We start from the raw sequence: 26,099 nt of genomic DNA, 5'->3' as shown, positions 1-26,099 counted from the left end.
GCATCTGCGTGACGACTTCCTCGACCTCGTTGGGATAGACGTTGAAGCCACTCACCACGATCATGTCCTTCTTGCGGTCGACGATCCGGAAGTAGCCGCGTTCGTCGACCACGCCAATGTCGCCGCTGCGGAAGAACCCGTCGGCGGTCATCACCTTGTCGGTCTCGTCCGGGCGCTGCCAGTAGCCGGCCATGACCTGCGGCCCCCGGATGGCGATCTCACCGGGCTGGCCCATCGGCACTTCGTTGCCGTCATCGTCCAGCAGCTGCAGCTCGGTCAGCGGCATAGGCAGGCCGATGGTGCCGCTGTAGGCGGTGCTGTCGGTCGGGTTGCAGCTGGCCGAGGGCGAGGTCTCGGACAGGCCGTAGCCCTCGACGATGGGGCAGCCGGTCTTCTCCAGCCAGAGCTTGGCCGTGGCTTGCTGCACGGCCATGCCGCCGCCCACCGAGATGACGAGCTTGCTCCAGTCCACCGTGCCGAAATCGGCATGGTTGGCCATGGCCGTGAAGAGGGTGTTGACCGCCGGGAAGCTGTGGAAGCGGTGCTGCGCCAACTCCTTGAACATGGCCGACAGGTCACGCGGGTTGGGCACCAGCACGTTGGCGCCGCCCATGTGCATGGACAGCATCATGTTCGTGTTGAAACCGAAGATGTGATAGATCGGCAGCGCGCAGATGGTGACGACCTGCTCGCCGGCGGGGAGCTTCTTCAAGGCCGGCTGGTACCAGGCCTCGCTTTGCAGGATGTTGGCCACCAGGTTGCGGTGCAGCAGCACGGCGCCCTTGGACACACCCGTAGTACCGCCGGTGTACTGCAGCACGGCGATATCGTCCGGCCCCAGCTTGGGCGCCTTGTAGGTGAGGCTGCGGCCCTTGGCGAGCGCATCGTTGAAACGCACAGCGCCAGGCAGATCGAAGGCCGGCACCATCTTCTTCACCTTGCGCACGACGTAGTTGACGATGCTGCCCTTGAGCATGCCCAGCATGTCGCCCATGGCCGCCAGGATGATGTGCTTGGTCGGCACGTTCTTGATGACCTGCTGCAGCACCGAGGCGAAGTTCTCGATGACGACGATGGCCTTGGCGCCGGAGTCCTTGAGCTGGTGCTCCAGCTCACGCGGCGTGTACAGCGGGTTCACGTTGACGACGACATAACCCGCCCGTAGCACGGCGGCCACGGCCACCGGGTACTGGAAGAGGTTGGGCATCATCAGCGCGACGCGGTCGCCCTTCTCCAGGCCCAGGCTCTGCAGATAGGCCGCGAAAGCCCGCGAGGCTTCGTCGACCTGCGCGAAGCTGACACTCTTGCCCATCATCAGATAGGCCGGCTTGGCGGCGTTCTTCTTGAACGAGGTGTCGAGCAGGTCGACCAGGCTGGGGTAGAGCGAGACGTTGATCTCGCGCGGCACCTCAGCCGGGTATTGCTTCAGCCAGATGGGCTCCATGGCTTGTCTCCTTCATTCTTGATTGGCGCCGATTCTGACCGAAGGCTGACAGCGCGAGGGTCAGGGGATTCGATAGCGCATCAACGCAGCCCCAGGTCCAATTGCTGCGTGATGTTCGGGCCCTGGCGTTGAAGGATTGTCAGGAGGCCGCCGGCGCCTGGAAGGCGCTGCCGGTGACCTGCGGCGCGGCCGCGTCAGCCAGCGAGGCATCGACGGCTTCGCGGTGAAAAAGGTCCAGATAGGGCTGGTAGCGCCACTGGCGATTGCGGCCGTAGCCAGTGACCTCGCGCAGCCAGCCGCGCGATTCAAAGTCGGTGAGCAGCTTAAGGGCCGTGGGGAAGCTGCACTGCAACCACTCGGCGGCGCGCGGGGCGGACACGCTGGGCTGCATCAGCAGCCGGGCCAGCAAGGCCAGAGCCCGTGCGTTGCGCGCCACGGCGGCACGGTGAGCGTCACGCATCTGCACGATGTGGCGCGCCGTCTGTGTGGCGGCCCGGGCCGTCTGGCTGACGCCTCGCAGGAAGAACGCCACCCACGGCTCCCAATGGCCCTGGCTTCGGATGGCAGTGAGCCGGTCGTAGTACTCCGCACGATGCGTCTTCAGGAACAGGGACAGGTAAAGCAATGGCCGGGCCAGCGCCCCTTCGGCACAGAGTAGCAACGTGATAAGCAGGCGGCCAACCCGGCCATTGCCGTCGAGAAAAGGGTGGATGGTTTCGAACTGGGCATGCACGAGGGCGCAGCGCACCAGCAACGGCATGCTGGCCCGGCTGTCGTGCATGAAGCGCTCCAACTGGCCCAGCGCAGGCATCAGCTCGTGAGGCGGTGGCGGGATGAAGGCGGAAGTGCGCAGGCTGCTGCCGGAGCCGCCAATCCAGTTCTGGCTGGTGCGGAATTCGCCGGGTGATTTGTCGCCGCCGCGCACGCCCTGCATGAGCTCGGCGTGAATCTCGCGCAAAAGTCGCAGGCGACAGCGGCAGCTCGGCAAGACGCGCCAAGCCACGGGTCATGGCGCGAACGTAGTTGACGACCTCCTCAACATCCTTGGGCGTGTCGGCCTCCATGGTGTCGGTCTCGAAAGCCAGCACGAACAAGACGCCCAACAACGTCGCCTTATCAAAGCGCCGGCTACTCCACCGCCTTCAGCATGTCCTCCACCACCTTCTTGGCGTCGCCGAAAACCATCATGGTCTTGTCCATGTAGAACAGCTCGTTGTCCAGGCCCGCGTAGCCCGCCGCCATGGAGCGCTTGTTGACGATGATCGTCTTGGCCTTGTAGGCCTCCAGGATGGGCATGCCGTAGATGGCACTGCCCTTCACGTGCGCGGCGGGGTTCACCACGTCGTTGGCGCCCAGGATGATGGCCACGTCGACCTGGCCGAACTCGCCGTTGATGTCTTCCATCTCGAAGACCTGGTCATACGGCACCTCGGCCTCGGCCAGCAGCACGTTCATGTGGCCCGGCATGCGGCCGGCCACCGGGTGGATGGCGTACTTGACGCTGATACCCTTCTCGGTGAGCTTGGCAGCCAGTTCCTTCACCGCATGCTGGGCGCGCGCCACGGCCAGGCCGTAGCCCGGCACGATGACGACGCTCTCGGCGTTGCCGAGCACGAAGGCGGCGTCGTCGGCGCTGCCGCTCTTGACCGGGCGAGCCTTGCCGTCACCGGCGGCGGCTGTGGTGGCCTCGCCGCCGAAGCCGCCCAGGATGACGTTGAAGAACGAGCGGTTCATCGCCTTGCACATGATGTAGCTCAGGATGGCGCCCGAGCTGCCGACCAGACTGCCGGCAATGATCAGCATCGGGTTGTTCAACGAGAAGCCGATGCCGGCCGCAGCCCAGCCCGAATAGCTGTTGAGCATGCTCACCACCACCGGCATGTCGGCGCCGCCGATGGGGATGATCAGCAGCACGCCGAGCACGAAGCCGAGGGCGACGATCAGCCCAAAGTCGATGGGCGACTGCGAATGCCAGAAGCCGAACACGAAGAAGGCCGACGCGAGGCCGAGCACCGCGTTCAACGCGTGCTGGCCCTTGAACGTGACCGGCGCGCCCTGGAAGAGACGGAACTTGCTGCCGCCCGACAGCTTGCCCCAGGCGATGACCGAACCGGTGAAGGTGATGGCGCCGATGAAGGCGCCCAGGGCCAGTTCGATGCGGTTGCCGCCCGGGATGGGCGCCAGCGTGCGCGCCGCCACGCCGTCTTCCGGCGGGATGGCGGCCAGCGCGGCGTCCAGTGCCGGCGTGATGCCGAAGGCCGCCGGCTCGGCCACCGCAGCGACGGCGATGGCCACCGCCGCCAGGCCGATCATGCTGTGGAAAAACGCGACCAGCTCGGGCATCTTGGTCATCTCGACCGTCTTGGCCCGCCAGGCACCGTAGCCGCCGCCGACGACTAGGCCCAGCAGCACCCACGACATGCCCATGAGGCCGGCGCCGGAGCCCGCGAGCTTGACGATGAGGGCCGCCGTCGTCAGCACGGCGATGGCCATGCCGACCATGCCGAAGAGGTTGCCGCGGATGGAGGTCGTCGGGTGCGACAGGCCCTTGAGCGCCTGGATGAAGCAGACGCTGGCAATGAGGTAGAGCAGTGTGACAAGGTTCAGGCTCATTTCTTCACCTCCGACTTCTTTTCCTTCTTCTTGAACATCTCCAGCATGCGCCGCGTGACAAGGAAGCCGCCAAAGATGTTCACCGCCGCCAGCGCCACGGCCAGCACGCCCATGACCTTGGCGAAGGGCGTCTCGGTCAGCGCCGCGGCCATCATGGCGCCGACGATGACGATGGCCGAGATGGCGTTCGTGACGGCCATCAGCGGCGTGTGCAGTGCGGGCGTCACCGTCCAGACAACGTGGTAGCCCACGTAGATGGCCAGCACGAAGATGATGAGATTGATGATGGTGTGGTCAACGATTTCCATGGTCATGCCCTCGTGACTTGGCCGTCTTGCGTGACGCGGCAGGCCGCGACGATGTCGTCATCCAGCGGCACGTTGAAGGTGCCCTCCTTGGTGATGACGAGCTTCAGGAAATCGAGCACGTTGCGGGCATAGAGCGCCGACGCATCGGCGGCGACCAGCCCCGGCAGGTTGGTCTCGCCGACGATGATGACGCCGTGCTTGATGACCGTCTTGCCGGCCTCCGTCAGCGGGCAGTTGCCACCGGCGGGTGCAGCGATGTCCACGAGCACCGAGCCGGGCTTCATGGCCTTCACCATCTCTTCGGTGACCAGCACCGGCGGCGCGCGGCCGGGGATCAACGCCGTCGTGATGACGATGTCTGCCGCCGCCACGCGCTTGGCGACCTCGGCCTTCTGCCGGTCCAGCCAGCTCTGCGGCATGGGCCGCGCGTAGCCGCCGACGCCTTCAGCCGCCTCCTTCTCTTCGGCCGTCTCGTAGGGCACGTCGATGAACTTGCCGCCCAAGGACTCGACTTGCTCCTTCACGCTCGGCCGCACGTCGCTGGCCTCGATGACGGCGCCCAGCCGCTTGGCCGTCGCAATCGCCTGCAGGCCTGCCACGCCGACGCCGAGGATGACGACGCGCGCCGCCTTCACGGTGCCGGCCGCCGTCATCAGCATGGGGAAGAAGCGCTGGTATTTGTCGGCCGCGATCATGACGGCCTTGTAGCCGGCGATGTTGGCCTGGCTGCTCAGCACGTCCATGCTCTGCGCCCGTGTCGTGCGCGGCGCGGCTTCGAGCGCAAAGCTCGTCAGGCCGGCCGCAGCCATCGCCGTCAGGCCCTCGCGGTCGAAGGGGTTGAGCATGCCGACCAGCGCCGCGCCGGGCTTCATCAGCGCCAGCTCGTCGGCGCCGGGTGCGCGCACCTTCAGCACCAGTTCGCTGGCGAGTGCCGTGGCCTGGTCGACGATCTCGCAACCGACCGCCTCGTAGGCCGCATCGGTGACGCTGGCCGTGACACCGGCGCCGCTTTCGACGCGAAGCACATGGCCTGCGGCCTTCAACTTCTTGGCCGTTTCTGGGGTGACGGCGACACGGGTCTCGCCGGCCGCGCGTTCGCGCGGGATGCCAATCTGCATGGATCTCCTCCGGGGGGCAGGGGTTGCGTGGCAGCTTACACAATGCCCGGGTCCGCCCGGAGCGGGAATGCGAGAGGAAGCAGCATGGTTGCCACAGACAGGTTTCGTCCCAGCGTCACGGTCGCGGCGGTCATCGAGCGCGCCGGGCGCTACCTGCTCGTCGAGGAAGAAACGCCCGAAGGCCTGATGCTGAACAACCCGGCTGGCCACCTGGAGCTGGGCGAAGGCCCGATTGAGGCCGTCGTGCGCGAGGCGCTGGAGGAGACGGCACGGGTCTTCGTGCCGGAGGCTTTTCTGGGCGTGTACCTCGCCCGCTTCCTGCGGCCGGCACGTTTAGAGGATGTGACCTATGTGCGGCTGGCGTTCAGCGGTTCGGTGGGTGAAGAGATCGCCGGGCGCACGTTGGACGAGGGCATTCGCCGCACGCTGTGGCTGAGCGAGGCCGAGCTGGCCGCCTCTGTCAACCGCCTGCGCAGCCCGCTGGTGCTGCAGTGCGTGCAGGACCACGCGGCCGGGCGGCGGCTGCCGCTGGAGGCGGTGTTCGCGCATGCGTCGCTTCAGTCGCCACTGGTGAAAGGCTGAGCCATGGTGGACTTCATCCAGGTCTCCGACGGCGCGCTGAGCGGCGAGGCCTGCAGAGCCCTGTTCCGCAAAACCTGATCTGCCGTTCGCTGACGCCGACCTGCACCGCTGAGAAACAGCGCCCATGAGACCCGCCGCCGTACTGCTCGCCCTGTCGTTCGCATGCGCCGCCTGCGGGGCGGTCGAAACCACACGCCCCGTCGACGTCGAGCCGGGCACGCCTTTCGCGCTGCATGCCGGCGAAACCGCTCGGTTGAGTGGCCGGGCACTGCTGGTCGGATTCGAGGGCGTAGAGGCCGATTCCCGCTGCCCCCGGGGCGAGCAATGCATCGTGGCCGGCAGCGCTGTCGTGCGGGTCTGGTGGCAATGGCATGGTCAGCCCAGGGAGCGGCGTGAACTCCATTCCGCCATGGGCGGGCTGCAGGCAGCGCGTATCGGCGATTTCGATCTGACGCTGACGGCCATCGAGCCGCCTCCGGTCGCTGGCAAGCCGATCGACAAATCGACTTACGTCGCCACGTTCCTGTTGGGCCGCAGCACGCCTGGCGACGCGGATCGCTAACTCGACGGTCCCAGCGCAGTGCCTGCATTTCGCCGCAGCGGCGCTGGCTGGACATCGATCGCCCCCTGCCTGGGTGGGGTGACCTTCCCGATTTTTGTGGGTACCGGGGTGACACCGGGCATGGAACCATCGACCGCGCCTCCCCCGCATGAATTCACCCACTCTGGAACCCGAATGAAGCCCATCCCGCAACTCCTTTCGGCATTCACCATTGCCGCCTTGTCGTTCGCCGCGTCCGCAAACTCCACGACCTACGACTCTTCAGCGGCATTCCTCGCGCAGCTGACGCCAGGCGGCTACACCGAGAACTTCAACGGCCTCGATGCCACGCCGCCCGCCGCCTTCAGCAACGGCATCTACTCGTACACCATCTCCGCCCCAAGCGACATCTACGGTTCAGGCGAGTTCCTGGGCACCAGCCAGATCGATGAAGCGCTGACCATCAGCTTCACCAGCGGCAACGTGAGGGCGGTCGGCGGGAACTTCTTCACCACCAACATTTCCGACAGCTTCCAGGCCGTTTCGGTCACGCTCCTGCTGAGCGACGGCACCACCAAGACCTTCACGCCCGCCACGCTGTCGGACAGCTATCGCGGCTTCGTGGCTGACACCGTCATCACCAGCCTCGTCATCAGCCGCCCCGGCCCGTCGCTTTACGCCGGCGTGGACAACCTGACCGTGGGAACGGTCGCCACCGCAGTCCCGGAACCGCAGCCGGCGAGCCTGGCGCTGGCTGGCCTCGCGGTCGTCGGCCTGATGGCCGCGCGCCGCCGCGCTGCGGGGCGTGTATGACCCGCCGTTCGTTGTGCCTTTCCTCGCTGGCCCTGTCGATGGGCCTGGCCTTTGCTGCCCAGGCCCAGGAGCGCCCCGGCCTGTCGGGCCAGAGCGAAGCCCTGGCCCGCATGGCCGCCGACACCGGCATCACGCCTGCCGTGGTTCTGCATGACAGCACGGGGGCTGCCCGCTTCGTGCGGCTGCCACGCAGCGACGCTACGGCCAGGATGGCCGCGCAAGGCCGCAGCCGGCCCATGACGGACGCCCTGCGGCATGACGGTTCGGTGCAGTTCCTGCGGGCCTATGGTGGCCTCTTCGGCATCCGCAGCGTCGACGAGGAAATCGGCCCGGGCCGCATCACCAAGGATCGCCAGGGCGGCACGCACATCAGCCACAAGCAGTTCTACCGCGGGCTGCCGGTGTTCGGCGCCGAGCTGAAGACCCACTACGACGCGGCCGACAACCTGGTGGTGGCCAACGGCACCTTCGTGCCTGGCATCACCGTCGACCCCAAGCCCGATCGATCAGCCGAAGAAGCCGGCAAGCTCGCGGTCGCGCGCATCGCCGCCAGCCTGGGCCGCCCTGCCAAGCTGGCGGCCGCCAAGCCGACGCTGATGATCTACCGCGCCGGCCTGGCGCAGGGCATCGAAGGCGCCAACCACCTGGCCTGGGAAGTCGTCGTCGGCAACGGCGTGGACGTGCGCGACTTCGTCTACGTCGATGCCCACACCGGCAAGGTGATCGACAAGATCAGCGGCATCCACGACGCCAAGCACCGCCGCGCCTACAACGGCCAGGGTGCCACGGCGCCCGGGCCCAACTACCCGGCCGCGCCGTTCTGGGTGGAAGGCCAGGCCTTTCCGACCGGCACGACGGAGGCGGACAACATGATCGCCGCGTCCTCCGAGATCTACGACCTGTTCAAGAACGCCTTCGGTCGCGACTCCTTCGACGGCCAGGGCGCGACGATGGATTCGGTCTTCAACCGCGGCAATGCCTGCCCGAATGCGTCGTGGAACGGCACGTTCATCTCGTTCTGCCCAGGCCTCACGACCGACGACATCACGGCTCACGAATGGGGCCATGCCTACACGGAGTACACCCACGGCCTGATCTACGCCTGGCAACCCGGCGCGCTGAACGAGGCCTACTCCGACATCTGGGGTGAAACGGTCGACCGCATCAACGGCCGCGGCGGTGACACGCCCGACGCGTTGCGCACCCCCGGCGCCTGCACCACGTCGACGCCCACCCTACCCACGATCAACATCACTGCGCCGGCCTCAATCGCCGGCGTGAAAAGTAGCGGTACGGCCACCTTCGGCCCGCAGACTTTCTCCGTCGCCAGCACCGTGGTGGTGGTGAACGACGGCGCAGGCACTGCCAGCGACGGCTGCGAAACGCCGTTCGTCAACGCGGCCGCTGTCAGCGGCAAGATTGCCTACGTGGACCGCGGTGCCTGCAGCTTCGCGGTCAAGACCAAGAACGCCCAGTTGAACGGCGCCATCGGCGTCATCATCGGCAACAACGCGGCGGGCACCGCCGCACCCGCCATGAGCGGCGCAGACGCCACCATCACCATCCCCGCGCTGTCGCTGAACCAGGGCGATGGGACGGCGATCAAGGCGCTGACGGGCGTGAGCACCATCACCGCCTCGATGTTCCGGGGCGGCAAAGGTTCCGACAGTTCGGTCCGCTGGCTGCTGGGCGAGGATTCCACTGCAAACGGTTCGGCCGGCGCACTGCGCGACATGTACACCCCCACCTGCTACGGCAACCCGGGCAAGGTGAGCGACGGGCAGTACAGCTGCGGGCCCAACAGCGACGCCGGCGACTCCGGCGGCGTGCACACCAACTCCGGCGTGGCCAACCACGGCTACGCGCTGCTCGTCGACGGCGGCAGCTACAACGGCCAGAACATCAGCGCGATAGGGTTGACCAAGGCGGCGCATCTCTACTTCCGCGCCCAGAGCGTCTACCAGAGCCCGGCCAGCAACTTCGCCGACCACGCGGACGCGCTGGAGCAGTCCTGCCGCGACCTGACCGGCCAACCGCTGGCCGACTTGAAGACGGGCGCGATCTGGGGCGACCTCATCACCGCCAGCGACTGCGCGCAGGTGGCCAAGATGGCGCTTGCCGTGGAACTGCGCACGCCGCCCAGCCAGTGCAACTTCCAACCGCTGCTGGCCAAGTCGCCGCCGGCGCTGTGCCCCACCGGCGCAGCGGCTGCCGTGCTAACGGACGGCTTCGACGGCGGCAAGCGCGGCGGCGTGAAGTGGCTGGTCACCCACGTCGGCGCCACCGGCGACTTCACCGCGCGGGACTGGGGCGTCGTCACCAACCTGCCGGGCAAACGCGCCGGCTATGCCATCTACGCCGCTGACACCAACGCAGGCACCTGTCAGCCCGGCGGAGATCAGACCGGCCTGCAACGGCTGGAGAGCCCCGAGATCATGATGCCGGCCGACGCGACCGCGCCGCGGTTGACTTTCGATCACTGGGTCTCGACCGAAGCGAGCGTCGATGGCGGCAACGTCAAGATCAGCGTGAACGGCGGTGGCTGGCAGCTCGTCAAGGCGGCCGACTTCATCTACAACGCCTACAACACCACGCTCGCCACGGCTGCCGTCGGCAATACCAACCCGCTGGCCGGCGAGCCCGCCTTCACCGGCGGCGACGGCGGTTCGGTCACCGGCTCCTGGGGTCGTTCGATCGTGAACCTCTCTCCCTACGCCCGCCCGGGAGACAAGGTCAAGCTCCGCTTCGAGCTGGGCAACGATGGCTGTGGCGGCGCCGTGGGCTGGTATCTGGACGACGTGATGGTCTACCGCTGCACGCCGTGAGCGTCGGTTGAGCGGGCGTTGCCCGGCAGCAAAGGGGTAAAGGGGTAAAGGGGCAAAGGGGTAAAGGGGGCGCTGTAACGAGCGCCCCATTTTTCCGCCGGCCGCAGACCCGTAAAGCCGGCGCCACCGCGGTTCAATCCCCGTTTGGGACAATTGCGCCGATGAGTTCCTCCAAGAAACAACGAGTGGTCGTCGGCCTGTCCGGCGGCGTCGACTCGGCCGTGACCGCCCACCTGCTGAAGCGACAAGGCCACGAGGTCATCGGCATCTTCATGAAGAACTGGGAAGACGATGACGACGACGAGTACTGCTCGACGCGCCAGGACTTCCTGGACGCCGCCTCGGTGGCCGACGTGCTGGGCATCGACCTCGAGCATGTCAACTTCGCGGCGGAGTACAAGGACCGCGTCTTCGAGAGCTTCCTGCGCGAGTACCAGGCCGGCCGCACGCCTAACCCCGATGTGCTGTGCAACGCCGAAATCAAGTTCAAGGCCTTTCTCGACCACGCGATGCGTCTGGGCGCCGAGAAAATTGCGACCGGGCATTACGCCCGTGTGCGTGAAGTCGATAGCGAGTTTCAACTGCTGAAGGGGCTGGACCCGCTGAAGGACCAGAGCTACTTCCTGCACCGCCTCAGCCAGGCGCAGCTGAGCAAGACGCTGTTCCCCGTCGGTGACCTGCCCAAGACCGAGGTGCGCCGCATCGCCGCCGAGATCGCGCTGCCGAATGCGAAGAAGAAGGACTCGACCGGCATCTGCTTCATCGGCGAGCGGCCGTTCCGCGAGTTCCTGAACAAATACCTGTCGCACCAGCCCGGGCCGATCAAGGACGAGCGCGGCCGCAAGCTGGGTGAGCACGTCGGCCTGAGTTTCTACACGCTGGGCCAGCGCCAGGGTCTGGGCATCGGCGGTGTTAAGGAGAAGGGTTCGCAGGGATCGGCGGCGACGCCCGGCCAGGCGTCGAAGGGCGGGGGCCATCACGAGCCCTGGTTCGTCGCGGCCAAGGACATCGCCAGCAACACCCTCATCGCCGTGCAAGGCCACAACCACCCGCTGCTGCTGAGCCCCGCGCTCGTGGCCGACGACCTGAGCTGGGTCGCCGGCCGTGCGCCCGCCGTGGCAGAAGCTGCCGCCAAGACGCGCTACCGCCAGGCGGACGCGCCCTGCAGCGTCGGCTTCGACGCGGCCGGCCGGCTGACGCTGCGCTTCCCCGACCCGCAATGGGCCGTGACGCCGGGGCAGAGCGCCGTGGTCTACGACGGCGACGTGTGCCTGGGCGGCGGCGTCATCTCAGCGGCGTTGTCTGAATGACGAGATTCGACCGCTTGCTTGCGCGGCTCGCCGAGCCCGGCACCGTGCTGCGGCTGGCGGCGCTGGTGGTCTGCGCGATGGAGCTGGTCAGCGCCGGCTCCGCGCTGCTGGGCGTGCGCACCGAGCCCTACGACGGCCTGGCCGCCTGGGTCTGGCGCCAGCTCGGCGGCGACGTCAACGACCGCGGCCTGGTGGTCGTCTGCGTGCTGCTGCTGGTGGCCTTCGTCGCGCTGATCTTCCGGCTGGCGCGCCTGGGCCAGACCGCCCTGCCGGTGAACCAGCGCCTGGCACGGCTGCTGCTGGTGGACCTGCTGGCCTTCGGCGTCACGCCCGGCCTGCCCTTCCTCGTCACGGCGCTGGGCGCCGTGGTGCTGCCGGCGCGGCTGGCGCTGGGCTTCGCGGCGGCCCAGGTGCTGCTGAACACCGGCATCTACGTCTTCGCGTCCACCACCGCCTGGCTGGACCAGTTCGGCATGCTGTTCGCCATGCTGGCCCTGCACGGCCTGGCCTTCGGCCTGGGGCGCATGGCGGCGGCCGAGGCCGAAAAGCGCCGCTGGCTGCAGGCGGTGCTGGCCGAGCAGCTCTCCGGCGAACACTTGCTGGCCGAGCAGATGCGCTACAACGAACGCATGCAGATCGCCCGCGAGCTGCACGACCTGATGGGCCACCACCTGACGGCGCTGAACTTGCAGCTGCAGCTGGGCGGCGCGCTGCTGGCGCGGGCAGACAGCGGCGGCGCGGGCCAGGCGCTGGGCCGGGCGCAGGGCGTGGCGGCGCAGCTGCTGGCGGATGTGCGCGAGTCCGTGTCGCAGCAGCGCAGCTCGCAGCGCATCGACCTGTCGGCCGCGCTGCAGGCGCTGGCCGAGGGCATCGCCAGCACGCGCATCGAGCTGGCCCTGGACGACGCCACGCGCGACCTCGGCCCCCGCGCGGCGCATGCGCTGCTGCGCTGCGTGCAGGAGGGGGTGACCAACAGCGTGCGCCATGCCGGCGCGCGCCGCGTGCAGGTCGAACTGCGCGGCGATGGGGATGAAGTTGCGGTCAGCATCGACGATGATGGACGGGGTGCGCCGGGCTGGCACGGGGGCCGGATAGACGGCCAGATCAAGGGCTTTGGCAATGGCCTCTCCGGCATGGCCGAGCGCATGGCCGAACTGGGCGGGCAGATGCGCGTGACGCGCACGAGCCCTGGGTTTCGAATCGAGCTGAGATGTCCGCGATGGGTGTGATCAAGATCCTGCTGGTCGAGGACCAGCAACTGGTGCGTGAAGGCCTCAAAGGGCTGCTCGCGCTGCACGACGATGAACTGCTGGTTGTCGGCGAGGCCAGCGACGGCGCTCAGGCGCTGGAGTGGCTGTCCGCCGCCTCGGCCGAGAACATGCCCGACGTCATCCTGTCCGACATGCGCATGCCGCGGCTGGACGGCGTTGGCCTCATCCGCGCGCTGGCCGCACGGGCGCTGCGCCTGCCGGTCATCCTGCTGACGACCTTCGACGACACCGTCGCCTTCGACGAGGCCACGCGCGCCGGCGCCAAGGGCTTTTTGCTCAAGGCCATCAGCACCGAGACGCTGCTGCAGGCGCTGCGCGACGTGCACGGCGGCGGTACCGCGCTGCGGCCGTCGCTCACCACGCGCATGGAGGCCCGGGGCGGCGAACGCTCCTTCACAGCGGCCGACCATCCTGACCCGCTGTCGCCCAAAGAGCTGCAGGTGCTGCGCCTGGTGGCCAGCGGCCGCAGCAACACCGAGATCGCCAGCCTGCTGGGCAACAGCGAAGGCGTCATCAAGAACCACTGCTCGGCCATCTTCTCCAAGATGGGCGTGCGTGACCGCACGCAGGCGGTGCTCAGGGCGATTGATCTGGGCTGGATCTGACCGCAGTCCTGCTTGCCGGTGCTGCCAGCTGAAGCACCCAGTAGCGCTGCAGCTTTCCGCGGCCTGTCACGCAGGCCAAGCCGAACTCCTCGAAGTCGGCCGCCATCAGGTTCTCGCAATGCGCCGGGCTGGCCAGCCACAGCGCCAAAGCCTCCTCCAGCGTCTCCGGGCCGCCGGCCAGGTTCTCGCCCGACACGCGCATCGCATAGCCGGCCTCGCGCAGCCGCGTGCGCAGCGTGGCGCCGCTGGCGCTGATGTGATCCAGCCGGTCGCGCGCGGCCAGCTCCTGCGCGTAGCGACGGGCCGATGCCTCCAGCGTCGCCTGCCAACGCAGCACGGGCACGGCGGGCCACGGGCGTTCGCCGCAGCGCTGGGCCTGGGCACGCAGCGCGCTCAGCGCGCGCGCAGCCAGCTCGGCGTCGGGCTGGCAATCGGCGGCCAGCACGGCGGGCGCCACACCCACCAGGCTGAGCAATAGAGACGGCCACACACGCATGGAAGCATCCTAGTTGTTGCCAAGCGGGCCTGGCCGGCACAGGATCACGGCATGAAACTTCACCGCCTCCTCGCCAGCACCTTCACCTGCATCGCCATCACCAGTTGCGCGCAGACGCCGCCCGCTGCCGATGAAGCCGAATCTGCACGGCTCGCCAGGGAACTGCGCACGCTCATCGGCCCAGCCAACTGCAGTGCCGACACGCAATGCCGCACGGTGCCGGTTGGCGCCAAGGCCTGCGGTGGGCCGGCGGGGTACTGGGCCTGGTCCACCAACGGCATTGACGAGGCGCGCGTGGCCGACCTTGCCACCCGCCAGTCGGCGGCTCATCGTCGCGAAATCGCGGCCAGCGGCATGCAATCCAACTGCGCCATCACGGTTGACCCGGGCGCGGCCTGCGTCACGGGACGCTGTCAGCTGGCAACCCCGGCCAGCGCGCGCTGAAGATGCGTTGAGGACGTAAAAAAGCCGCAGGCTTCGCAGCCTGCGGCTTGGTCTGAACGCCGGCAGCCGAAACGGCCGGGCTCATGAACCGGCTTACTGAGCCGCTTCGGCAGCCACCTTGGAGCTGATGGTGACCGGCTCGTTCTGGACCGGCACGCTGCCATCCGTCGACACGCGCAGCACGGTCGTGGACTGCGGAGTACCGGACAGGTCGGTCAGCTGGAAGCCACCGACGTAACGCTTGCCCGTGACCAGACCGGACCAGGTCGCGCCCACTGTGGCGGTGCTGCCAGCGTAGACCGCCGCAGGCGTTGCAACCCTCAGCGTGCCGCCATCGCCTGGGTTGACGATCCAGCTCGACAGCTTGTGCGACATCGTCTCGCCACCGCCCCAGGCCGTCACGCAGACCTTGTAGTTGCCGCCAGCTGGTGCCGTGACCTGCACGGCCTCGTTGGACCCGTCGGTGCCCGAGTACACGCTGGTGGTGTTGTTGGGGTACAGCAGCATCATGTCGTTGTCATCACCCGCAGCACCCACGTCGGCACTGCGTAGCGCGAAGCGCGCCACGATGGCACCAGCAGGAATGCTGAAGTTGTAGACCTTGGTACTTGCTGTCGTAACGCCCGCCTGGCAGGCCGCCTTGAGCTGGGCGGAACTGAGCTCGGCGGGTGACAGAGTGACGACGTCACCCATCGTCACGTCCTTGAAGCCGCCGACCTTGGAGCCCATACGGCCGGCGAAGCCGGTGCGAACCGTCATCAGGCGTGTGCCCGAAGTCGTGGTTGCCGTGGCTTCAGCCGGTGCCGTGATCGCCTTGCCCACCTTGGCCTGGATCGGCGAACGCACGTTGTGCGTGCCGTCGTTCCAAACGAGCTGGCCATAGTTCCACACGCCTTCAACGGCGGTCGTGGCGGTCAGCTTGACGGTGAACGAACCCGACGCACCCGGCGCCAGGTTCAGCGTGAGCGGCGTCACGACGGTCGTGAAGCCCGGCACGCTGGCGGTGGCGGTGTAGGTGGCCGCTGCGGTGCCGACGTTGGTGACGGTCCGCGGGACGGTGACGCTGCCGACGACCGTGCCGACCGTGATCGACGGCAGGTTCAGTTCGTAGGTTTCGTTCAGCGTGCCGATGGTCGTGCAGTCGGAAGCAGGCAGCACGGCCGGCTTGTTCACCTTGCACTGGTACTTGACCCAGTCGTTCTTGCCGGCGTTGTAGACCAGGCCCGGATCGGTCGCCTTGTTCGGATCGATGTGGCCCGCGCCTTGCGACCAGGGCAGCTGGCCGTTTGACAGGCCGGAGAGGCCGTCATTCAGCGTGCTGTAGGCAGTCGTCATCAGCGCCGACTTGATGGCAGCAGGGCTCCAGGTCGGGTGCGCTTGCTTGAGCAGCAGCGCGACCCCAGCTACGTGCGGGCTGGACATCGACGTGCCTTGGTAGGACGCCCACTCTGGCCCCGGAACCAGCGTGCCGGCGGCGACGGCGTCACGGTCGGCCTGGCTCAAGGCCGGGCTCACTTGCGCGATCACGTCCACGCCAGGTGCGGTCAGGTCGGGCTTCAGAACGTTGCTGTCGCCGCCGTTGGGGCCGCGCGACGAGAAGTTGGCCATGATCGGCGCCGGGGCGGTGCCCAGGTAGAACTTGCCGATGCTGGCGGTAGCGCTGGCGCCGGTGGCCAGGGCGTAGGCCTTGACCGCGTTGCCGTCGGCGGTCGAAACGTGCACGGTCGGGACCGAATGGGCTTCGGCAACCAGGCCGCCGCCGTTGTCGGCCAGGATCATGCCGACGCCACCGGCGTTTGCCACGGCCAGGCTCTTGTCGACGCGGGCGTTGTTGCCGCGCGTGCAGATGACGATCTTGCCGTTGACCTTGGCGGGGTCAAGCTCAAGCGGGTTGCTGAAGCACAGATTCAAATTGGAGCTCGCGCCGGCGATGCCCGCATCCTCGGCACGGATCAGCGGCTTGGCGCTCAGTGCAGTTTGGTTCAGCGAGGCGCCGGTGTACTTGGCGGCATTGCCGAGCGTCACGTCCGCACTGAAAGCGCGGTCGTGCGTGGAGGCAGCCACCGTCGTCAGCCAGGGGCTGATGTGGGCGACGGCCGTGCCCGGGCCGCTGTTGCCAGCGGAGGCGGCCACGAAGATGCCGGCCAGCGAGGCGCGGTAGAAGGCCTGCTCGACGGGATCGTTGACCGTGGTCTGCGCGCCGCTGATCGAGTAGTTGATGACGTTGACGCCATCCGCCACGGCCTGGTCGATACCCGCGACCGTGTCGGAGTTGAAGCAGCTGTTGGCGGTGCCGGTGCCGTCGGTGGCGGTCGGGTCGATGTAGGTGTAGCAGACCTTGTAGGCCGCCACACGAGCGCGCGGCGCCATGCCCGAAGCTTGGCCAAGCGAAATGCCGTTGACGATGGCAGTGACGTTGGAGTTGCCGGCCGCGGTGGAAGCCGTGTGGTCGCCGTGGCCGCCATGGCCGGTGGCGCCGCCCAGGTCGTCACGACCCGAGGCGAAGGAGGTCCAGTGAGGGGTTTTGCCGGAGGCGATGAAACCCGCGTTGAAATGCTTGATGCCGATCAGCTTGTTGTTGCAATGCTTGGCGGGGTCGATGCCTTCGCCAGCAACGCAGCCGCCGAGGAAGCTGGCAGGTGCCGGGCCGAAGGCCAGCGTACCGCCGGTCTTCACGGGCACACCGTTGTCGTCGACACGGTCGAAGAAAGCGGGGTTCTCGGGCCAGATGCCCAGGTCGACCACGCCGATCACCAGGTTCTCGCCCTTGATCGCCGAGCCGCCAGCGGTCTGCGACCACAGGCCGCCCGGGGCCGTCAGGCCGAGGAACTTGCTGGTGGAGATGGTGTCGAGGCGACGGGCTTCGTCTTCCCACAGGGCAACGACCTGCGCGCTGCTGCTCAGCGTGCGGGCTTCGGCATCGGTCAGGCTGGCCGCGAAGCCATTGAACACGTTCTTGTACGTCACCAGCACGGGCGCATTGCCCACCAGCGAGATCACGTTGCTCTGCTGCTGGCTCAGGTAGCTGATGTAGGCCTGCACGGCAGCGCTGCCGAAGCGGAAGGGCTCGCCGGCGGCCGGCTGCGTCGCCGTCAGGCCGGGTACCGTGCCTTGATAGGAGACGGCAGGTTCATCCTTGAGTTGGACGATGTAAGTCTTGCGGTCCTGGGCAAAGGAGCTGGTGGCCAAACCAGAGAGCAGGACCAGCGTCGCCAGTGCGGCGGGCTTGAGTTTCATCTTCATGAGAAAAATCCTTTCAATGGGTCGGGTCAGACGGCGCGGCGGCGGCTGGCACGGAAGGCGGCGAGGCCGGCGACGCTCAGCAGCGCGAGGCTGGCCGGCTCGGGCACATGCTCGATGACGATGTCGTCCAGCGCGAACTGCGCGCGGTCAGTGCTGTTGGACGAGCAAGACGTGCCCGGTACACCCAAGGGCTGGCAGGCGAAGGCATAGGCGTAGACGTAGTCGAACTCGATGTTGCCGAAGCCGCCGGTGCTGAAGGTCGAGAAGGCGGTGCCGGTCAGCGCGAAGGTCGCGGTGGTCGACATGCCGCCGCTCACGCCTTGAAGGCGCACAAAGCCCGGCGTTGTCTGCAGCGGGTCGCCATTGCCAATCCAGGCGGCGCTGAAGCTCTTCACCGAGAAGCTGAAGCCGTCGAGCGCGCCGAACACGACAAAGCCGTCGTCAAGCAGTGCCAGGTAGTTCGTCGCATTGTTCGTGGGGCAGCCGGCAAAGCCGATGCAGAAGTCGTCGTTGGTGCCGATTGAGCCTACGAGGTCGCCGGTCTGGGCGCCGGCCAGATTGGAGAACGGGTCGAAGAACAGCGCGTGGTCGCCGATGCCGGGTTGATAGAACTCATCGTTGTGGCCCAGCAGCGGCGAACCGGGGTAAGACAGGAACGGCGAACCGCCGATAGGCGTCTCGAAATCGATGGTTGTGCGCAACACGTTCGCCTGTGCGCCCGTCGCCACTGTGAGCGCGGCCGCAGCCAGCGCAATCGACGTCAGAAGCTTCTTCATTGGAACTACTCGCTTTCGTTGATAAATTGAAACGGTGCACAGGCGGAGGCGGCGGACAGCGCTTGAAGATGCCCAGAGTCACCGACGGATGTGCCGGGACGTTCCTGCCAACGGGCAATAGCCCTTGTATGCACATTGATTCTGTGTGTGCAGGAATTGGCGACTATCCCGAGTTGCCCACCCTTGAGGCACGGGGGGGGCGGGTTTACTCGCAGTCCAAAGGCTTGACTACTCCGTCAACTCACCGTGTCTACCCTACGTTGGCGCGGCATTTGGTGCCGATGCTGCGGCGGCGGCTGACGCTGCCGAAGCAGGGCCGGCGGCTGGGTTCGGATTGGCGGCGTAGGCTCGCGCCGCAAAGAGCAGATCGTGCGCGACGCGGACCTGGGCGCCGTCCGACCCGAACTCGCGCAGCAACGCATGGTCGGAGCGGCTGCGCACCGCACCGAATGCACCCGGCTGGCCGGCTTCGGACACCAGTTCCCAGTCGGCCTGGCCGGTGAAGGGGTCAACGTACAGGCGGCGCAGATGATGTCGCGTCTGGATGCCGCGCGCATCGACGAGCAACTCGGCCAGCGTCTTCGGGTACTGCTCTGGCGGGTTGGGCGTCGCGCGGGCATAGGCGGCAATGGCCCGCGCGATTTCGCCGCCGCGGAATTGCAGCTCGCGTTCACGCTCGCGCTGTGCGGCCGTGCTCCACGCCTGGCCCAGCGCAGCGAGGCCGGCGGCCGTCACTGCGACGAGGAAGAGGACGGCCAGGTAGCTGTAGCCGCGCTGGCGGTTCACTGGCCTCACCAATCGGCGTAAAGGCGGCCATCGGCGCTGCGCCCGGCGGCGCCGCTGCGCACGTCCCAGACGCGGCCGCTGGCCTGCATGTCGGTGGGCGGCGCCAGCTCCACCCAGGTCTCGCGGCTGGCGGTGAGCGGGTCCTCGGGCACGTCGCGGATGTAGCGCGCGGTGGCGAGTTCCTGCAGCGACTCGGGGTAGCGGGCCTTGTCGGCGGCGAACTGGTCGATGGCGTCGCGCATGGTTGTCAACGACTGCAGCAGCGCGGTCTCCTTGCTCTTCTGCAGCGAGTTGAAGTAGCGCGGCGCGGCGATCGAGGCGAGCAGCGCGACGATCGCCATGACGACGATGAGCTCGATGAGCGTGAAGCCTCGTTGGCGTCTCATCACCAGTCCTTCAGCCGCGTGCCATCGAGCGCCTTGCGCTCGGAGCGCGAGAACACGTCGAACACGTCCTTGCCAGCACGCGGCTCGTCCGGGCCGCTGTCGTAGGCGCGCAGCCCCCAAGTTTCGGCGGCGGGCAGGTCGGCGGGCGCGAAGGGGTCGCGCGGCAGGCGGCGCAGCAGGTAGAGCTTGCGGCCGTTGGGCGACTTGGCGTCGGCGAAGCCGTCCACCAGCACCTCCAGCTTGGGCGGGTAGCCGCTGTCCTCCGGGCTCTGCATGACGCTGCCGGCCTCCACCGCGCGCTTGTAGGCGTCGATGGCCTCGCGCAGCGTGCGCAGGGCCTGGCGCAGCTCATGCTCGCGCGTGCGCTGCACCGAGAGCTCCAGCAGCGGCCGCGCGGCGGACGCGAGCACGCCCAGCATCGCCAGCACGACCAGCATCTCGATCAAAGTGAAGCCCCTGGGCCGCATGGCTGGCCTATTTCGCCGTATCAACCGTCAGCAGCCCCGTGCCATCCACACGCACCGACGCCGACTCGCCGTTCAGCCCGCTGGCCGACAAGCCACTCAAGCCGATGTTGAGCACCTGCCCGGCCGCCGTCGGCAGCGCGCGCAGCACGACGACTCGGTCGCCGCGTGGCGGGATCTCGATGGGGTAGCGGCCCGGTGCCACGCCTTGCAGCGGCTGCGCCGGCACGAGACGGGTGCCGTCGTACTCCAGTTCGCCCTTGATCGACAGGCCGCTGTCGTTCTTCAGCGCGACCGAGACCGTGCCGCCGGCCGCGATCTGGGGCGTCACGTCCAGCTTGAGCGTGGCCTCGGTCGGTGCTGCCGGTGCAGCCGCCGTCGAGACCGTGCCGCCACCGTTGCTCGGCCCCACGCCCACCCGGGCCTCGCGGCGCAGCAGGCTGGAGAAGGCGCCGGGGCTGGCGTCGGTGCCGCTGGCCAGGCGCGTCAGCGCGGCGTCGGGCACGGCCAGGTTGCGCACGACGCGTGGCGTGATGAGCAGCACCACCTCGGTCTTGTTGCGCGTGTCGGTCTGGGTGCCGAACAGGCGGCCCAGTATCGGAATGCGCGACAGCCCGGGCAGGCCCGACGAGGCCTTGCGGTCTTCGTCGTTGATGAGGCCGGCCAGCACCTGCGTCTCGCCGTCGGCCAGGCGCAGCACGGTGGAGGTGTTGCGGGTACCGATCTCGTAGGCCGTCGTGCCGCCCGGGCCGGTGACCTGGCGGATCAGGTTGCTCACCTCCAACGCAATCTTGATGACGACGTCGTTGTCGAGCTGCACGGTGGGCTCGACGTCGAGCTTCAGGCCGATGTCAAGGTAGCTGACCGACGCGGCCACCGACGTGGAGCCGGTGAAGTTGGTCGTCGTCGTGAACACGGGCAGCTTCTGGCCGATGTGGACCTTGGCCTTGTCGCGGTTGCGGACACGGATCTTGGGGTTGGCCAGGATGTTGTTGTTGCCCGACGTGCCACGCAGGTTGGCCACGATGGCGGGGTTGGCGATGCTGGCGCGGAACTGGTTGCGCGCGCTGAGCAGCACTTGGCCGGTGGCATTGGGAATGCCGAACTGCACCTGGTCGGGCCAGTCCAGGCCCAGTGCTTCGACTTGGTCGGTGGCCAGCTCCATCACCTCCACCTCCAGCATCACCTCGGGCTCGGGCAGGTCGACCGAGGCGATGAGTTTTTCCACCAGCCGCACCACCTCGGGCGTGTCGCGCACGATGAGCAGGTTGAGGCGCTCGTCGATGTGGATATCGCGCACCTTGGCAATGGTGCGCACCATCGCCTGCACCTGCTTCACGTCGGCGTTGGTGAGGTAGAGCGTGCGGGTGATCAGCTCCTGGTGCTCGCGCTGCTTGGCCGCCGTGTTCGGGAAGATCAGCACCGAGCTGTCGTTCAGCAGCTTGCGGTCCAGCTGCTGGGTGCCGAGGATGACGCGCATGGCCTCGTCCAGCGTCACGCCGCGCAGGAAGATGGTCACCCGGGCATCGGCGCGCACGTCCTTGTCGAAGACGAAGTTGATGCCGCTGCTGCGCGCCAGTGCCTCGAAGACCTGGCGCAGCGGCGCGTCGCGGAACTCCAGCGTCACCGGTTTCTGGAAGTTAGGGCCCAGCTCGCCGACCGCCGATTCCAGCGGCCGCGACCGCGCCACCTGGCTGGCCAGCAGGCGCGCGCCGGGGTGCTGCGGCGCCTCGGCCAGGATCTCGCGCGCGACGGCATCGGCGCGCTCGATGTGGCCCTCCTTCAGCGCGGCGCGGCCGATGACGAGCTGCGCCTCGTGGCGCCGGCCGCGCTCGATGTCGACGGTCAGCGCGGCCAGGCGCGGGTGCTTGGCGTCTGCCAACGCGAGCTGGCTCAGCAGGGCTTGCGCCTCGTCCCAGCGGCCGGCGCCGCGCAGCGCCTCGATCTGCAGGATGAGGCGGGCTGTGGCCTGCTCGCGGGCGCGCACCTGGGCGGCGCGCAGCTGCGGGTCGTTCGGGTCCTTGCCGAGGGCGTCGTCCAGCACGCGCAGCGCGGCTGGCCACTGGTTGGTGCGGCCGAGGTCTTCGGCCTGGCGCAGCGCGGGGTTGGCGCAGGCCGTCAGCAGCACGGCACAGAAGAGGAGGACGAGCTGCTTCATGGCACCTGCTTGAAAACGATGTTCTGGGGAAGCTTGGCCGGCAGCCACGTCAGGCTGACGCCGCTGGTGGACACCTGCTCGACGCGCCACTGGCCGTCGATGACGTCGCCGCGCCTGACGCTGAGCGCCTTGTTCGGCCCAGCCAGCAGCGCGACCTCGACCGCCTTGGCGCCGGCGCCCTCGCCTTCTTCTTCGACGACGCGGCCGATCATTTGATACGGCATGGGTGGCGCCATCGGCGGCGGCGGTGGCGCAGCGGCGGTGGGCGGCGGCGCGGGGGGAGCAGGCGGCGGCGGTGGGGGCTGCCAGGCCGCGAGTTGGGCCGGGCTGGCCTCGGCCCAGGCCTGGCGGGCCTGGCCATCTGCAAGCGGCTTCGCGACTTGAGCTATCGCGGCCACGGGCTTGCGCACCGGCAGCGCGGCAGCGACGGGGGCCGCCGCGTCATCGGGCCGCGTCGCCACCCAGGCGGTAGCGGCCAGCGTCGCAGCCAGAGCGCCGCCAAGAGCAAGGTGGCGCGGGTTCATGGGTTAGCCCTCCCGTGCAAGGACCACTGCAACTCGGCATCGACCTCGGTGCTCATCGGGCTGAGGCGGCGCAGCTTGATCGAGTCCAGGCTCAGCGCCGGATCGTGCTCCAGCGCCGCGCCGATGAAGCGGCGCACTTGTCCGTAGCTGCCGGTGACGGGCATGGTCACGCGCAGCCGCTCCAGCCCTTCGCTGCTGGCCAGGCGGTGTTCGGTGCGGGCGCCGTTGAGGTCGAGCCGAATGCTGAGTTCCAGCAGGTCCGCCAGCCGCTGCTGGCGCTGTGCGGACGCAGGCAGCGTGGCCTGCCATTGCTGCACGCTGACCGGCACCGCCGTGGCCGCAACGGCCGGCCGCGCCTTGGCGCGCAGCGCGCGGGCTTCGGCCTGCAGCGCGGTGGCCTGGGTGTCCCAGCGCTGGCCGAGCACGAGGGCGACGGCCGCCAGCAACAGTGCCGCGAGGCCGGCGAGGCCCGGTCCGCCGAGCTTCTTGAAAAGCAGGCGCGGGTTCACGAGCCGCCTCCGCTCGCCACGCGCGCATTGATCTCGAAGCGCTGGCCGGTGAGGCCCGTCTCGGCCGCCGAGAAGCGTGTCAGCACGACCTGACCCCAGCCCGGCGTCGTGCCCAGTTGCTCCGCCAGTTGCAGCGCCAGCAGCTTGTCGGGCGTCAGGCCTTCCAGGCGCAGCTCGCCGCGGCCGGCGCTGGCGTCCATGCTCAGCCAGGCGATGGTCTTGGCGTCCGCACCCGCCGTCTCCACGCGCGTCAGCAGCGGCTCCCAAGGCATGGCCAGCAGCGCCCGGGCCTCGATCGCCGAGCGGTTCTCAGCGGGCTGGTCGCGACGCGATGCAGGCTTGGGCGCGGCGGCCGGGCGCAAGGTGGCGACGCGGTCGCGCGCGGCCTGGGCGACGTCCAGCGTGCGATGGCTGTCGACGGCGCTCCACGCGGCCGTGGCCAGCACGAGGGCGCCGGTCGCAGCCAAGGGCCAAGCGAGTGGCGAGCGGGCCGAGCGCGGCAGGAAGTCGGGCTGGGGTGTCGCGGGGCCAGGTTGGGGGGCGAGGTCGCTGTCGAGCGTGCCGATGGCCAACGGTGCGTCGGCACCCAGGTCGGCGAGGCTTTGCACGCGGCGGGACTGCAAGCCGGTCACGCGGCCGCGGTCGAGCTGGATGACGACGGCAATGTCTCCCTCGTGCCAGACCGCACGGCCGGAGCCCGCACGAGTCGACGCCGGCAGCGACGCGAGCCACACCGCCCAGGCTGGTCGCACGGCGGCGAGGCGCACACGCCCAGCCTCGGCCTGCGCGCGCAAGGCGGCAAGGTCCAGGCCCTGCAGCGCCGAGGCACCGCAGGACTCGCCCAGCTGCCACGGCGCGATCGCAAAACGCTGCGCCGCTGCGCCGAAGTAATGGGCGAACTGCTGCTGTGCGTAGGCCTGCACGGCGTCCAGGTCGGCCAGCGGCAGGCCGGGCTCGGCCACCAGCTCGTGCAGCGCCCTGGCGCTAACGACCAGTTCAACCGCCGTGCCGGGCATGTCGTGGCACCAGGCGGTGAACTCGTCGCCGCCGGGCGTGACGAAGACCCGGCGCGGCTTGGCCAACCGAGCGGCGAGGCGTTGGCGCAGGGCTTCACTCATCGAGGGTGACACGTTCCAGCTCCTCGAAAGTGGTGTCGCCCCGGCACACGGCGGCCAGCGCCATCTCGCGCAGCGACTTCATGCCGCGCGCCTTCGCGGCGGCCTTGATCTCGGACATCGGCGCCCGCGCGGCGATGAGGTCGCGCAGCCCGTCGTCGAGCTTGAGCAGCTCGGCCACCGCGCGCCGGCCCTTGTAGCCCGTGCCCCGGCAATGGCCGCAGCCCTCGCCCTTGAGAAAGTTGCCGTTGATGACGCCGTGTCTTGCAAGAGTCGCGGCCTCGGGCGCGAACGGGCGGGCGCATTGCTTGCACGTCAAACGCACCAGCCGCTGCGCCAGCACCGCGTTCAGCGCCGACACGACGTTGTAGAGGTCCAGCCCCATGTGCATGAAACGGCCGATGACGTCGAAGGCGTTGTTGGCGTGCATGGTGCTGAAGACGAGGTGGCCCGTCAGCGCGGCCTGCACGGCGATCTGCGCGGTCTCGGCGTCGCGGATTTCGCCGACCATGACGCGGTCGGGGTCGTGGCGCAGGATGGAGCGCAGGCCGCGCGAGAAGGTCAGGCCCTTCTTCTCGTTGACGGGGATCTGCACGACGCCGCTGAGCTGGTACTCGACCGGGTCCTCGATGGTGATGATCTTGTCGGCGCCGGTGTGGATCTCGGCCAGCGTGGCGTAAAGCGTCGTCGTCTTGCCGGAGCCGGTCGGGCCGGTGACGAGCAGCATGCCGTGCGGCTGGCGCGCCTGGTGGCGGATGGCGGCGCGCTCTTCTGCGCCGAAGCCGAGCGAGTCGAGTGTCAGCTCGCCGGCACGCGCAATAGCGGCGCGGTCCAGGATGCGGATGACGGCGTCCTCGCCGAAGACGCTGGGCATCACGCTGAGGCGGAAGTCGATCTCGCGGCCCTGCACGCGCAGCTTGAAGCGGCCGTCCTGCGGCAGCCGGCGCTCGCCGATGTCCAGCTCGGCCATGACCTTGAGGCGCGACACGAGCTGCTCGGCGATCTGCGGGCCGTCGACCTGGCGCACCAGCGCCATGACGCCATCGACGCGGAAGCGGATCACCGCGCCGCGGGCGGTGCATTCAATGTGGATGTCCGACGCCGTGTCCTGCAGCGCGTCGTAGATGGTGGCGTTGAGCAGGCGCACGACCGGGCTGGCCTGTTCGCTGAGGGCCAGGGCCGACAGTTCCTCGGTGTGGTCCTCGACGGCGCTGAGCGCTTCTTCCACGTCCGACAGAGCGCGGAAATCGGCCTCGCCGGCGCCGAGGAAGTGGGTCACGGCCTCGCTCGATGCACGCAGCCAGCCGACCGGGGCGTTCAGGCGGGACTCGACGCTTTGCAGCAGCATCGCGTCCTCGTCGCGTTCAGCAAGCAGCACGCGTTTGTCGTTGGCGCCGACGGCTAGCACCGCGCGCCAACGCTGCGCCTGGGCTTGCGGCCATTGCTCGAAGTCGAGATGCCAGGGGCCTTGGTCGGGCGGCAGCCAGTCGGTGAGTGAGGTGCTCATTGGCGTTGCCTTGCGCTTGTGGCGAGGCCCAGCCGGGATTTCGCCCCGGCGGGCGACTCACTTTCTGGGCCGCCAGAAAGTAAGCAAAGAGCTCCCCCCTGGCCGCCCCGCCCCTTCGGGGTTCCCTGCGGTACTCAGCCCCGAAGCCCCGCGCCGAACTCGCGCCGCTACGCTCTGCTCAAACAGGCGTCGCGAGTCAGTTCTTGAGGTTCGCTGCGCGAACGGGCTTCGGGTCTTCCGTTCCTCGGCGGGGCTAAAAGG

24 protein-coding genes are annotated in these 26,099 nt (G+C 68.4%); 8 read left to right on the top strand and 16 right to left on the bottom strand.

The genetic code is table 11. From position 1 onward, the window contains the following. The 5 genes from ABIS05_RS26750 to ABIS05_RS26730 form a co-directional block, all read right to left on the bottom strand. Nucleotides 1-1,444 (bottom strand): AMP-binding protein (locus tag ABIS05_RS26750; protein WP_348011321.1); only part of this gene is annotated, 1,444 nt, incomplete at its 3' end. Between the two features lie 139 nt (nt 1,445-1,583). After that, the gene (locus tag ABIS05_RS26745) at nt 1,584-2,402 is read right to left on the bottom strand and encodes a Fic family protein (RefSeq protein ID WP_348011320.1); all 819 of its coding nucleotides are present in this window, start codon (nt 2,400-2,402) and stop codon (nt 1,584-1,586) included. Nucleotides 2,403-2,572: 170 nt separating this feature from the next. Beyond that, nucleotides 2,573-4,057 (bottom strand): NAD(P)(+) transhydrogenase (Re/Si-specific) subunit beta, encoded by a 1,485-nt coding sequence (locus tag ABIS05_RS26740; protein WP_348011319.1) that lies wholly within the window; start codon nt 4,055-4,057, stop codon nt 2,573-2,575. After that, nucleotides 4,054-4,365: an NAD(P) transhydrogenase subunit alpha gene (locus ABIS05_RS26735; protein ID WP_348011318.1), complete on the bottom strand. Its 312-nt coding sequence runs from the start codon at nt 4,363-4,365 to the stop codon at nt 4,054-4,056. The genes ABIS05_RS26740 and ABIS05_RS26735 overlap by 4 nt, the downstream gene beginning before the upstream one ends. A 2-nt stretch (nt 4,366-4,367) precedes the next feature. Continuing rightward, entirely contained in the window at nt 4,368-5,483 is a 1,116-nt protein-coding gene (locus ABIS05_RS26730; RefSeq protein WP_348011317.1) for a Re/Si-specific NAD(P)(+) transhydrogenase subunit alpha, read from the bottom strand. Between the two features lie 84 nt (nt 5,484-5,567). Between ABIS05_RS26730 and ABIS05_RS26725 the strand changes: the two genes are divergently transcribed. The 7 genes from ABIS05_RS26725 to ABIS05_RS26695 all read left to right on the top strand — a co-directional run bounded on the left by ABIS05_RS26725 (nt 5,568) and on the right by ABIS05_RS26695 (nt 13,430). Next, nucleotides 5,568-6,065, top strand: coding sequence for an NUDIX hydrolase (locus ABIS05_RS26725; RefSeq protein WP_348011316.1), 498 nt, complete (start codon nt 5,568-5,570; stop codon nt 6,063-6,065). 124 nt (nt 6,066-6,189) lie between these two features. Then, on the top strand, nt 6,190-6,627 hold the full coding sequence (locus ABIS05_RS26720; protein ID WP_348011315.1) for a hypothetical protein: 438 nt from the start codon (nt 6,190-6,192) through the stop codon (nt 6,625-6,627). Nucleotides 6,628-6,801: 174 nt separating this feature from the next. Then, entirely contained in the window at nt 6,802-7,419 is a 618-nt protein-coding gene (locus tag ABIS05_RS26715; RefSeq protein ID WP_348011314.1) for a hypothetical protein, read from the top strand. Further along, on the top strand, nt 7,416-10,244 hold the full coding sequence (locus ABIS05_RS26710; protein ID WP_348011313.1) for a M4 family metallopeptidase: 2,829 nt from the start codon (nt 7,416-7,418) through the stop codon (nt 10,242-10,244). Before ABIS05_RS26715 ends, ABIS05_RS26710 begins: the two co-directional genes overlap by 4 nt. Before the next feature lie 161 nt (nt 10,245-10,405). Continuing rightward, nucleotides 10,406-11,554, top strand: coding sequence for a tRNA 2-thiouridine(34) synthase MnmA (gene mnmA, locus ABIS05_RS26705; RefSeq protein WP_348011312.1), 1,149 nt, complete (start codon nt 10,406-10,408; stop codon nt 11,552-11,554). Beyond that, nucleotides 11,551-12,783: a histidine kinase gene (locus ABIS05_RS26700; RefSeq protein WP_348011311.1), complete on the top strand. Its 1,233-nt coding sequence runs from the start codon at nt 11,551-11,553 to the stop codon at nt 12,781-12,783. Before mnmA ends, ABIS05_RS26700 begins: the two co-directional genes overlap by 4 nt. Next, nucleotides 12,765-13,430: a response regulator transcription factor gene (locus ABIS05_RS26695; protein WP_348063369.1), complete on the top strand. Its 666-nt coding sequence runs from the start codon at nt 12,765-12,767 to the stop codon at nt 13,428-13,430. The genes ABIS05_RS26700 and ABIS05_RS26695 overlap by 19 nt, the downstream gene beginning before the upstream one ends. Here ABIS05_RS26695 and ABIS05_RS26690 read toward each other — a convergent pair. Further along, a complete protein-coding gene (locus ABIS05_RS26690) occupies nt 13,402-13,926 on the bottom strand; it encodes a CAP domain-containing protein (RefSeq protein WP_348011309.1) in 525 nt (174 codons plus the stop codon). The genes ABIS05_RS26695 and ABIS05_RS26690 overlap by 29 nt on opposite strands. 51 nt (nt 13,927-13,977) lie before the next feature. On the opposite strand from ABIS05_RS26690, the gene ABIS05_RS26685 reads away from it, so the two are divergent. Next, complete coding sequence (locus tag ABIS05_RS26685; RefSeq protein ID WP_348011308.1) at nt 13,978-14,370, top strand: hypothetical protein; 393 nt, start codon at nt 13,978-13,980, stop codon at nt 14,368-14,370. Nucleotides 14,371-14,463: 93 nt separating this feature from the next. Here ABIS05_RS26685 and ABIS05_RS26680 read toward each other — a convergent pair whose 3' ends face one another. From ABIS05_RS26680 to ABIS05_RS26635, 10 genes are all read right to left on the bottom strand, one after another. Continuing rightward, complete coding sequence (locus ABIS05_RS26680) at nt 14,464-17,613, bottom strand: S8 family serine peptidase (protein WP_348011307.1); 3,150 nt, start codon at nt 17,611-17,613, stop codon at nt 14,464-14,466. Nucleotides 17,614-17,639: 26 nt separating this feature from the next. Further along, nucleotides 17,640-18,389 (bottom strand): NF038120 family PEP-CTERM protein, encoded by a 750-nt coding sequence (locus tag ABIS05_RS26675; RefSeq protein ID WP_348011306.1) that lies wholly within the window; start codon nt 18,387-18,389, stop codon nt 17,640-17,642. Between the two features lie 255 nt (nt 18,390-18,644). Beyond that, a complete protein-coding gene (locus tag ABIS05_RS26670; RefSeq protein WP_348011305.1) occupies nt 18,645-19,175 on the bottom strand; it encodes a type II secretion system protein in 531 nt (176 codons plus the stop codon). Nucleotides 19,176-19,180: 5 nt separating this feature from the next. After that, nucleotides 19,181-19,561, bottom strand: a complete 381-nt coding sequence (locus tag ABIS05_RS26665; protein WP_348011304.1) for a prepilin-type N-terminal cleavage/methylation domain-containing protein — start codon at nt 19,559-19,561, stop codon at nt 19,181-19,183. Further along, entirely contained in the window at nt 19,561-20,028 is a 468-nt protein-coding gene (locus ABIS05_RS26660; protein WP_348011303.1) for a type II secretion system protein, read from the bottom strand. Before ABIS05_RS26660 ends, ABIS05_RS26665 begins: the two co-directional genes overlap by 1 nt. Before the next feature lie 7 nt (nt 20,029-20,035). Continuing rightward, nucleotides 20,036-22,183 (bottom strand): secretin N-terminal domain-containing protein, encoded by a 2,148-nt coding sequence (locus ABIS05_RS26655; RefSeq protein ID WP_348011302.1) that lies wholly within the window; start codon nt 22,181-22,183, stop codon nt 20,036-20,038. After that, complete coding sequence (locus tag ABIS05_RS26650) at nt 22,180-22,707, bottom strand: hypothetical protein (protein ID WP_348011301.1); 528 nt, start codon at nt 22,705-22,707, stop codon at nt 22,180-22,182. Before ABIS05_RS26650 ends, ABIS05_RS26655 begins: the two co-directional genes overlap by 4 nt. Then, entirely contained in the window at nt 22,704-23,216 is a 513-nt protein-coding gene (locus tag ABIS05_RS26645; protein ID WP_348011300.1) for a hypothetical protein, read from the bottom strand. Before ABIS05_RS26645 ends, ABIS05_RS26650 begins: the two co-directional genes overlap by 4 nt. Beyond that, complete coding sequence (locus ABIS05_RS26640; RefSeq protein WP_348011299.1) at nt 23,213-24,334, bottom strand: hypothetical protein; 1,122 nt, start codon at nt 24,332-24,334, stop codon at nt 23,213-23,215. The genes ABIS05_RS26645 and ABIS05_RS26640 overlap by 4 nt, the downstream gene beginning before the upstream one ends. Next, entirely contained in the window at nt 24,327-25,838 is a 1,512-nt protein-coding gene (locus tag ABIS05_RS26635) for a GspE/PulE family protein (protein ID WP_348011298.1), read from the bottom strand. The genes ABIS05_RS26640 and ABIS05_RS26635 overlap by 8 nt, the downstream gene beginning before the upstream one ends. Nucleotides 25,839-26,099: the final 261 nt, after the last annotated feature.

It is taken from the genome of Roseateles sp. (genome assembly GCF_039929605.1).
GTDB lineage: Bacteria > Pseudomonadota > Gammaproteobacteria > Burkholderiales > Burkholderiaceae_C > Pelomonas.
This window is presented reverse-complemented; position numbering and strand designations above follow the sequence as displayed.

Excerpts from the sequence above, each read along its gene's own strand:
- ABIS05_RS26740 (WP_348011319.1), bottom strand. The coding sequence starts at position 4,057 with ATGAGCCTGAACCTTGTCACACTGCTCTACCTCATTGCCAGCGTCTGC.
- ABIS05_RS26735 (WP_348011318.1), bottom strand. The coding sequence starts at position 4,365 with ATGGAAATCGTTGACCACACCATCATCAATCTCATCATCTTCGTGCTG.
- ABIS05_RS26730 (WP_348011317.1), bottom strand. The coding sequence starts at position 5,483 with ATGCAGATTGGCATCCCGCGCGAACGCGCGGCCGGCGAGACCCGTGTC.
- ABIS05_RS26725 (WP_348011316.1), top strand. The coding sequence starts at position 5,568 with ATGGTTGCCACAGACAGGTTTCGTCCCAGCGTCACGGTCGCGGCGGTC.
- ABIS05_RS26720 (WP_348011315.1), top strand. The coding sequence starts at position 6,190 with ATGAGACCCGCCGCCGTACTGCTCGCCCTGTCGTTCGCATGCGCCGCC.
- ABIS05_RS26715 (WP_348011314.1), top strand. The coding sequence starts at position 6,802 with ATGAAGCCCATCCCGCAACTCCTTTCGGCATTCACCATTGCCGCCTTG.
- ABIS05_RS26710 (WP_348011313.1), top strand. The coding sequence starts at position 7,416 with ATGACCCGCCGTTCGTTGTGCCTTTCCTCGCTGGCCCTGTCGATGGGC.
- mnmA (WP_348011312.1), top strand. The coding sequence starts at position 10,406 with ATGAGTTCCTCCAAGAAACAACGAGTGGTCGTCGGCCTGTCCGGCGGC.
- ABIS05_RS26700 (WP_348011311.1), top strand. The coding sequence starts at position 11,551 with ATGACGAGATTCGACCGCTTGCTTGCGCGGCTCGCCGAGCCCGGCACC.
- ABIS05_RS26695 (WP_348063369.1), top strand. The coding sequence starts at position 12,765 with ATGTCCGCGATGGGTGTGATCAAGATCCTGCTGGTCGAGGACCAGCAA.
- ABIS05_RS26690 (WP_348011309.1), bottom strand. The coding sequence starts at position 13,926 with ATGCGTGTGTGGCCGTCTCTATTGCTCAGCCTGGTGGGTGTGGCGCCC.
- ABIS05_RS26685 (WP_348011308.1), top strand. The coding sequence starts at position 13,978 with ATGAAACTTCACCGCCTCCTCGCCAGCACCTTCACCTGCATCGCCATC.
- ABIS05_RS26680 (WP_348011307.1), bottom strand. The coding sequence starts at position 17,613 with ATGAAGATGAAACTCAAGCCCGCCGCACTGGCGACGCTGGTCCTGCTC.
- ABIS05_RS26675 (WP_348011306.1), bottom strand. The coding sequence starts at position 18,389 with ATGAAGAAGCTTCTGACGTCGATTGCGCTGGCTGCGGCCGCGCTCACA.
- ABIS05_RS26665 (WP_348011304.1), bottom strand. The coding sequence starts at position 19,561 with ATGAGACGCCAACGAGGCTTCACGCTCATCGAGCTCATCGTCGTCATG.
- ABIS05_RS26660 (WP_348011303.1), bottom strand. The coding sequence starts at position 20,028 with ATGCGGCCCAGGGGCTTCACTTTGATCGAGATGCTGGTCGTGCTGGCG.
- ABIS05_RS26655 (WP_348011302.1), bottom strand. The coding sequence starts at position 22,183 with ATGAAGCAGCTCGTCCTCCTCTTCTGTGCCGTGCTGCTGACGGCCTGC.
- ABIS05_RS26650 (WP_348011301.1), bottom strand. The coding sequence starts at position 22,707 with ATGAACCCGCGCCACCTTGCTCTTGGCGGCGCTCTGGCTGCGACGCTG.
- ABIS05_RS26640 (WP_348011299.1), bottom strand. The coding sequence starts at position 24,334 with ATGAGTGAAGCCCTGCGCCAACGCCTCGCCGCTCGGTTGGCCAAGCCG.
- ABIS05_RS26635 (WP_348011298.1), bottom strand. The coding sequence starts at position 25,838 with ATGAGCACCTCACTCACCGACTGGCTGCCGCCCGACCAAGGCCCCTGG.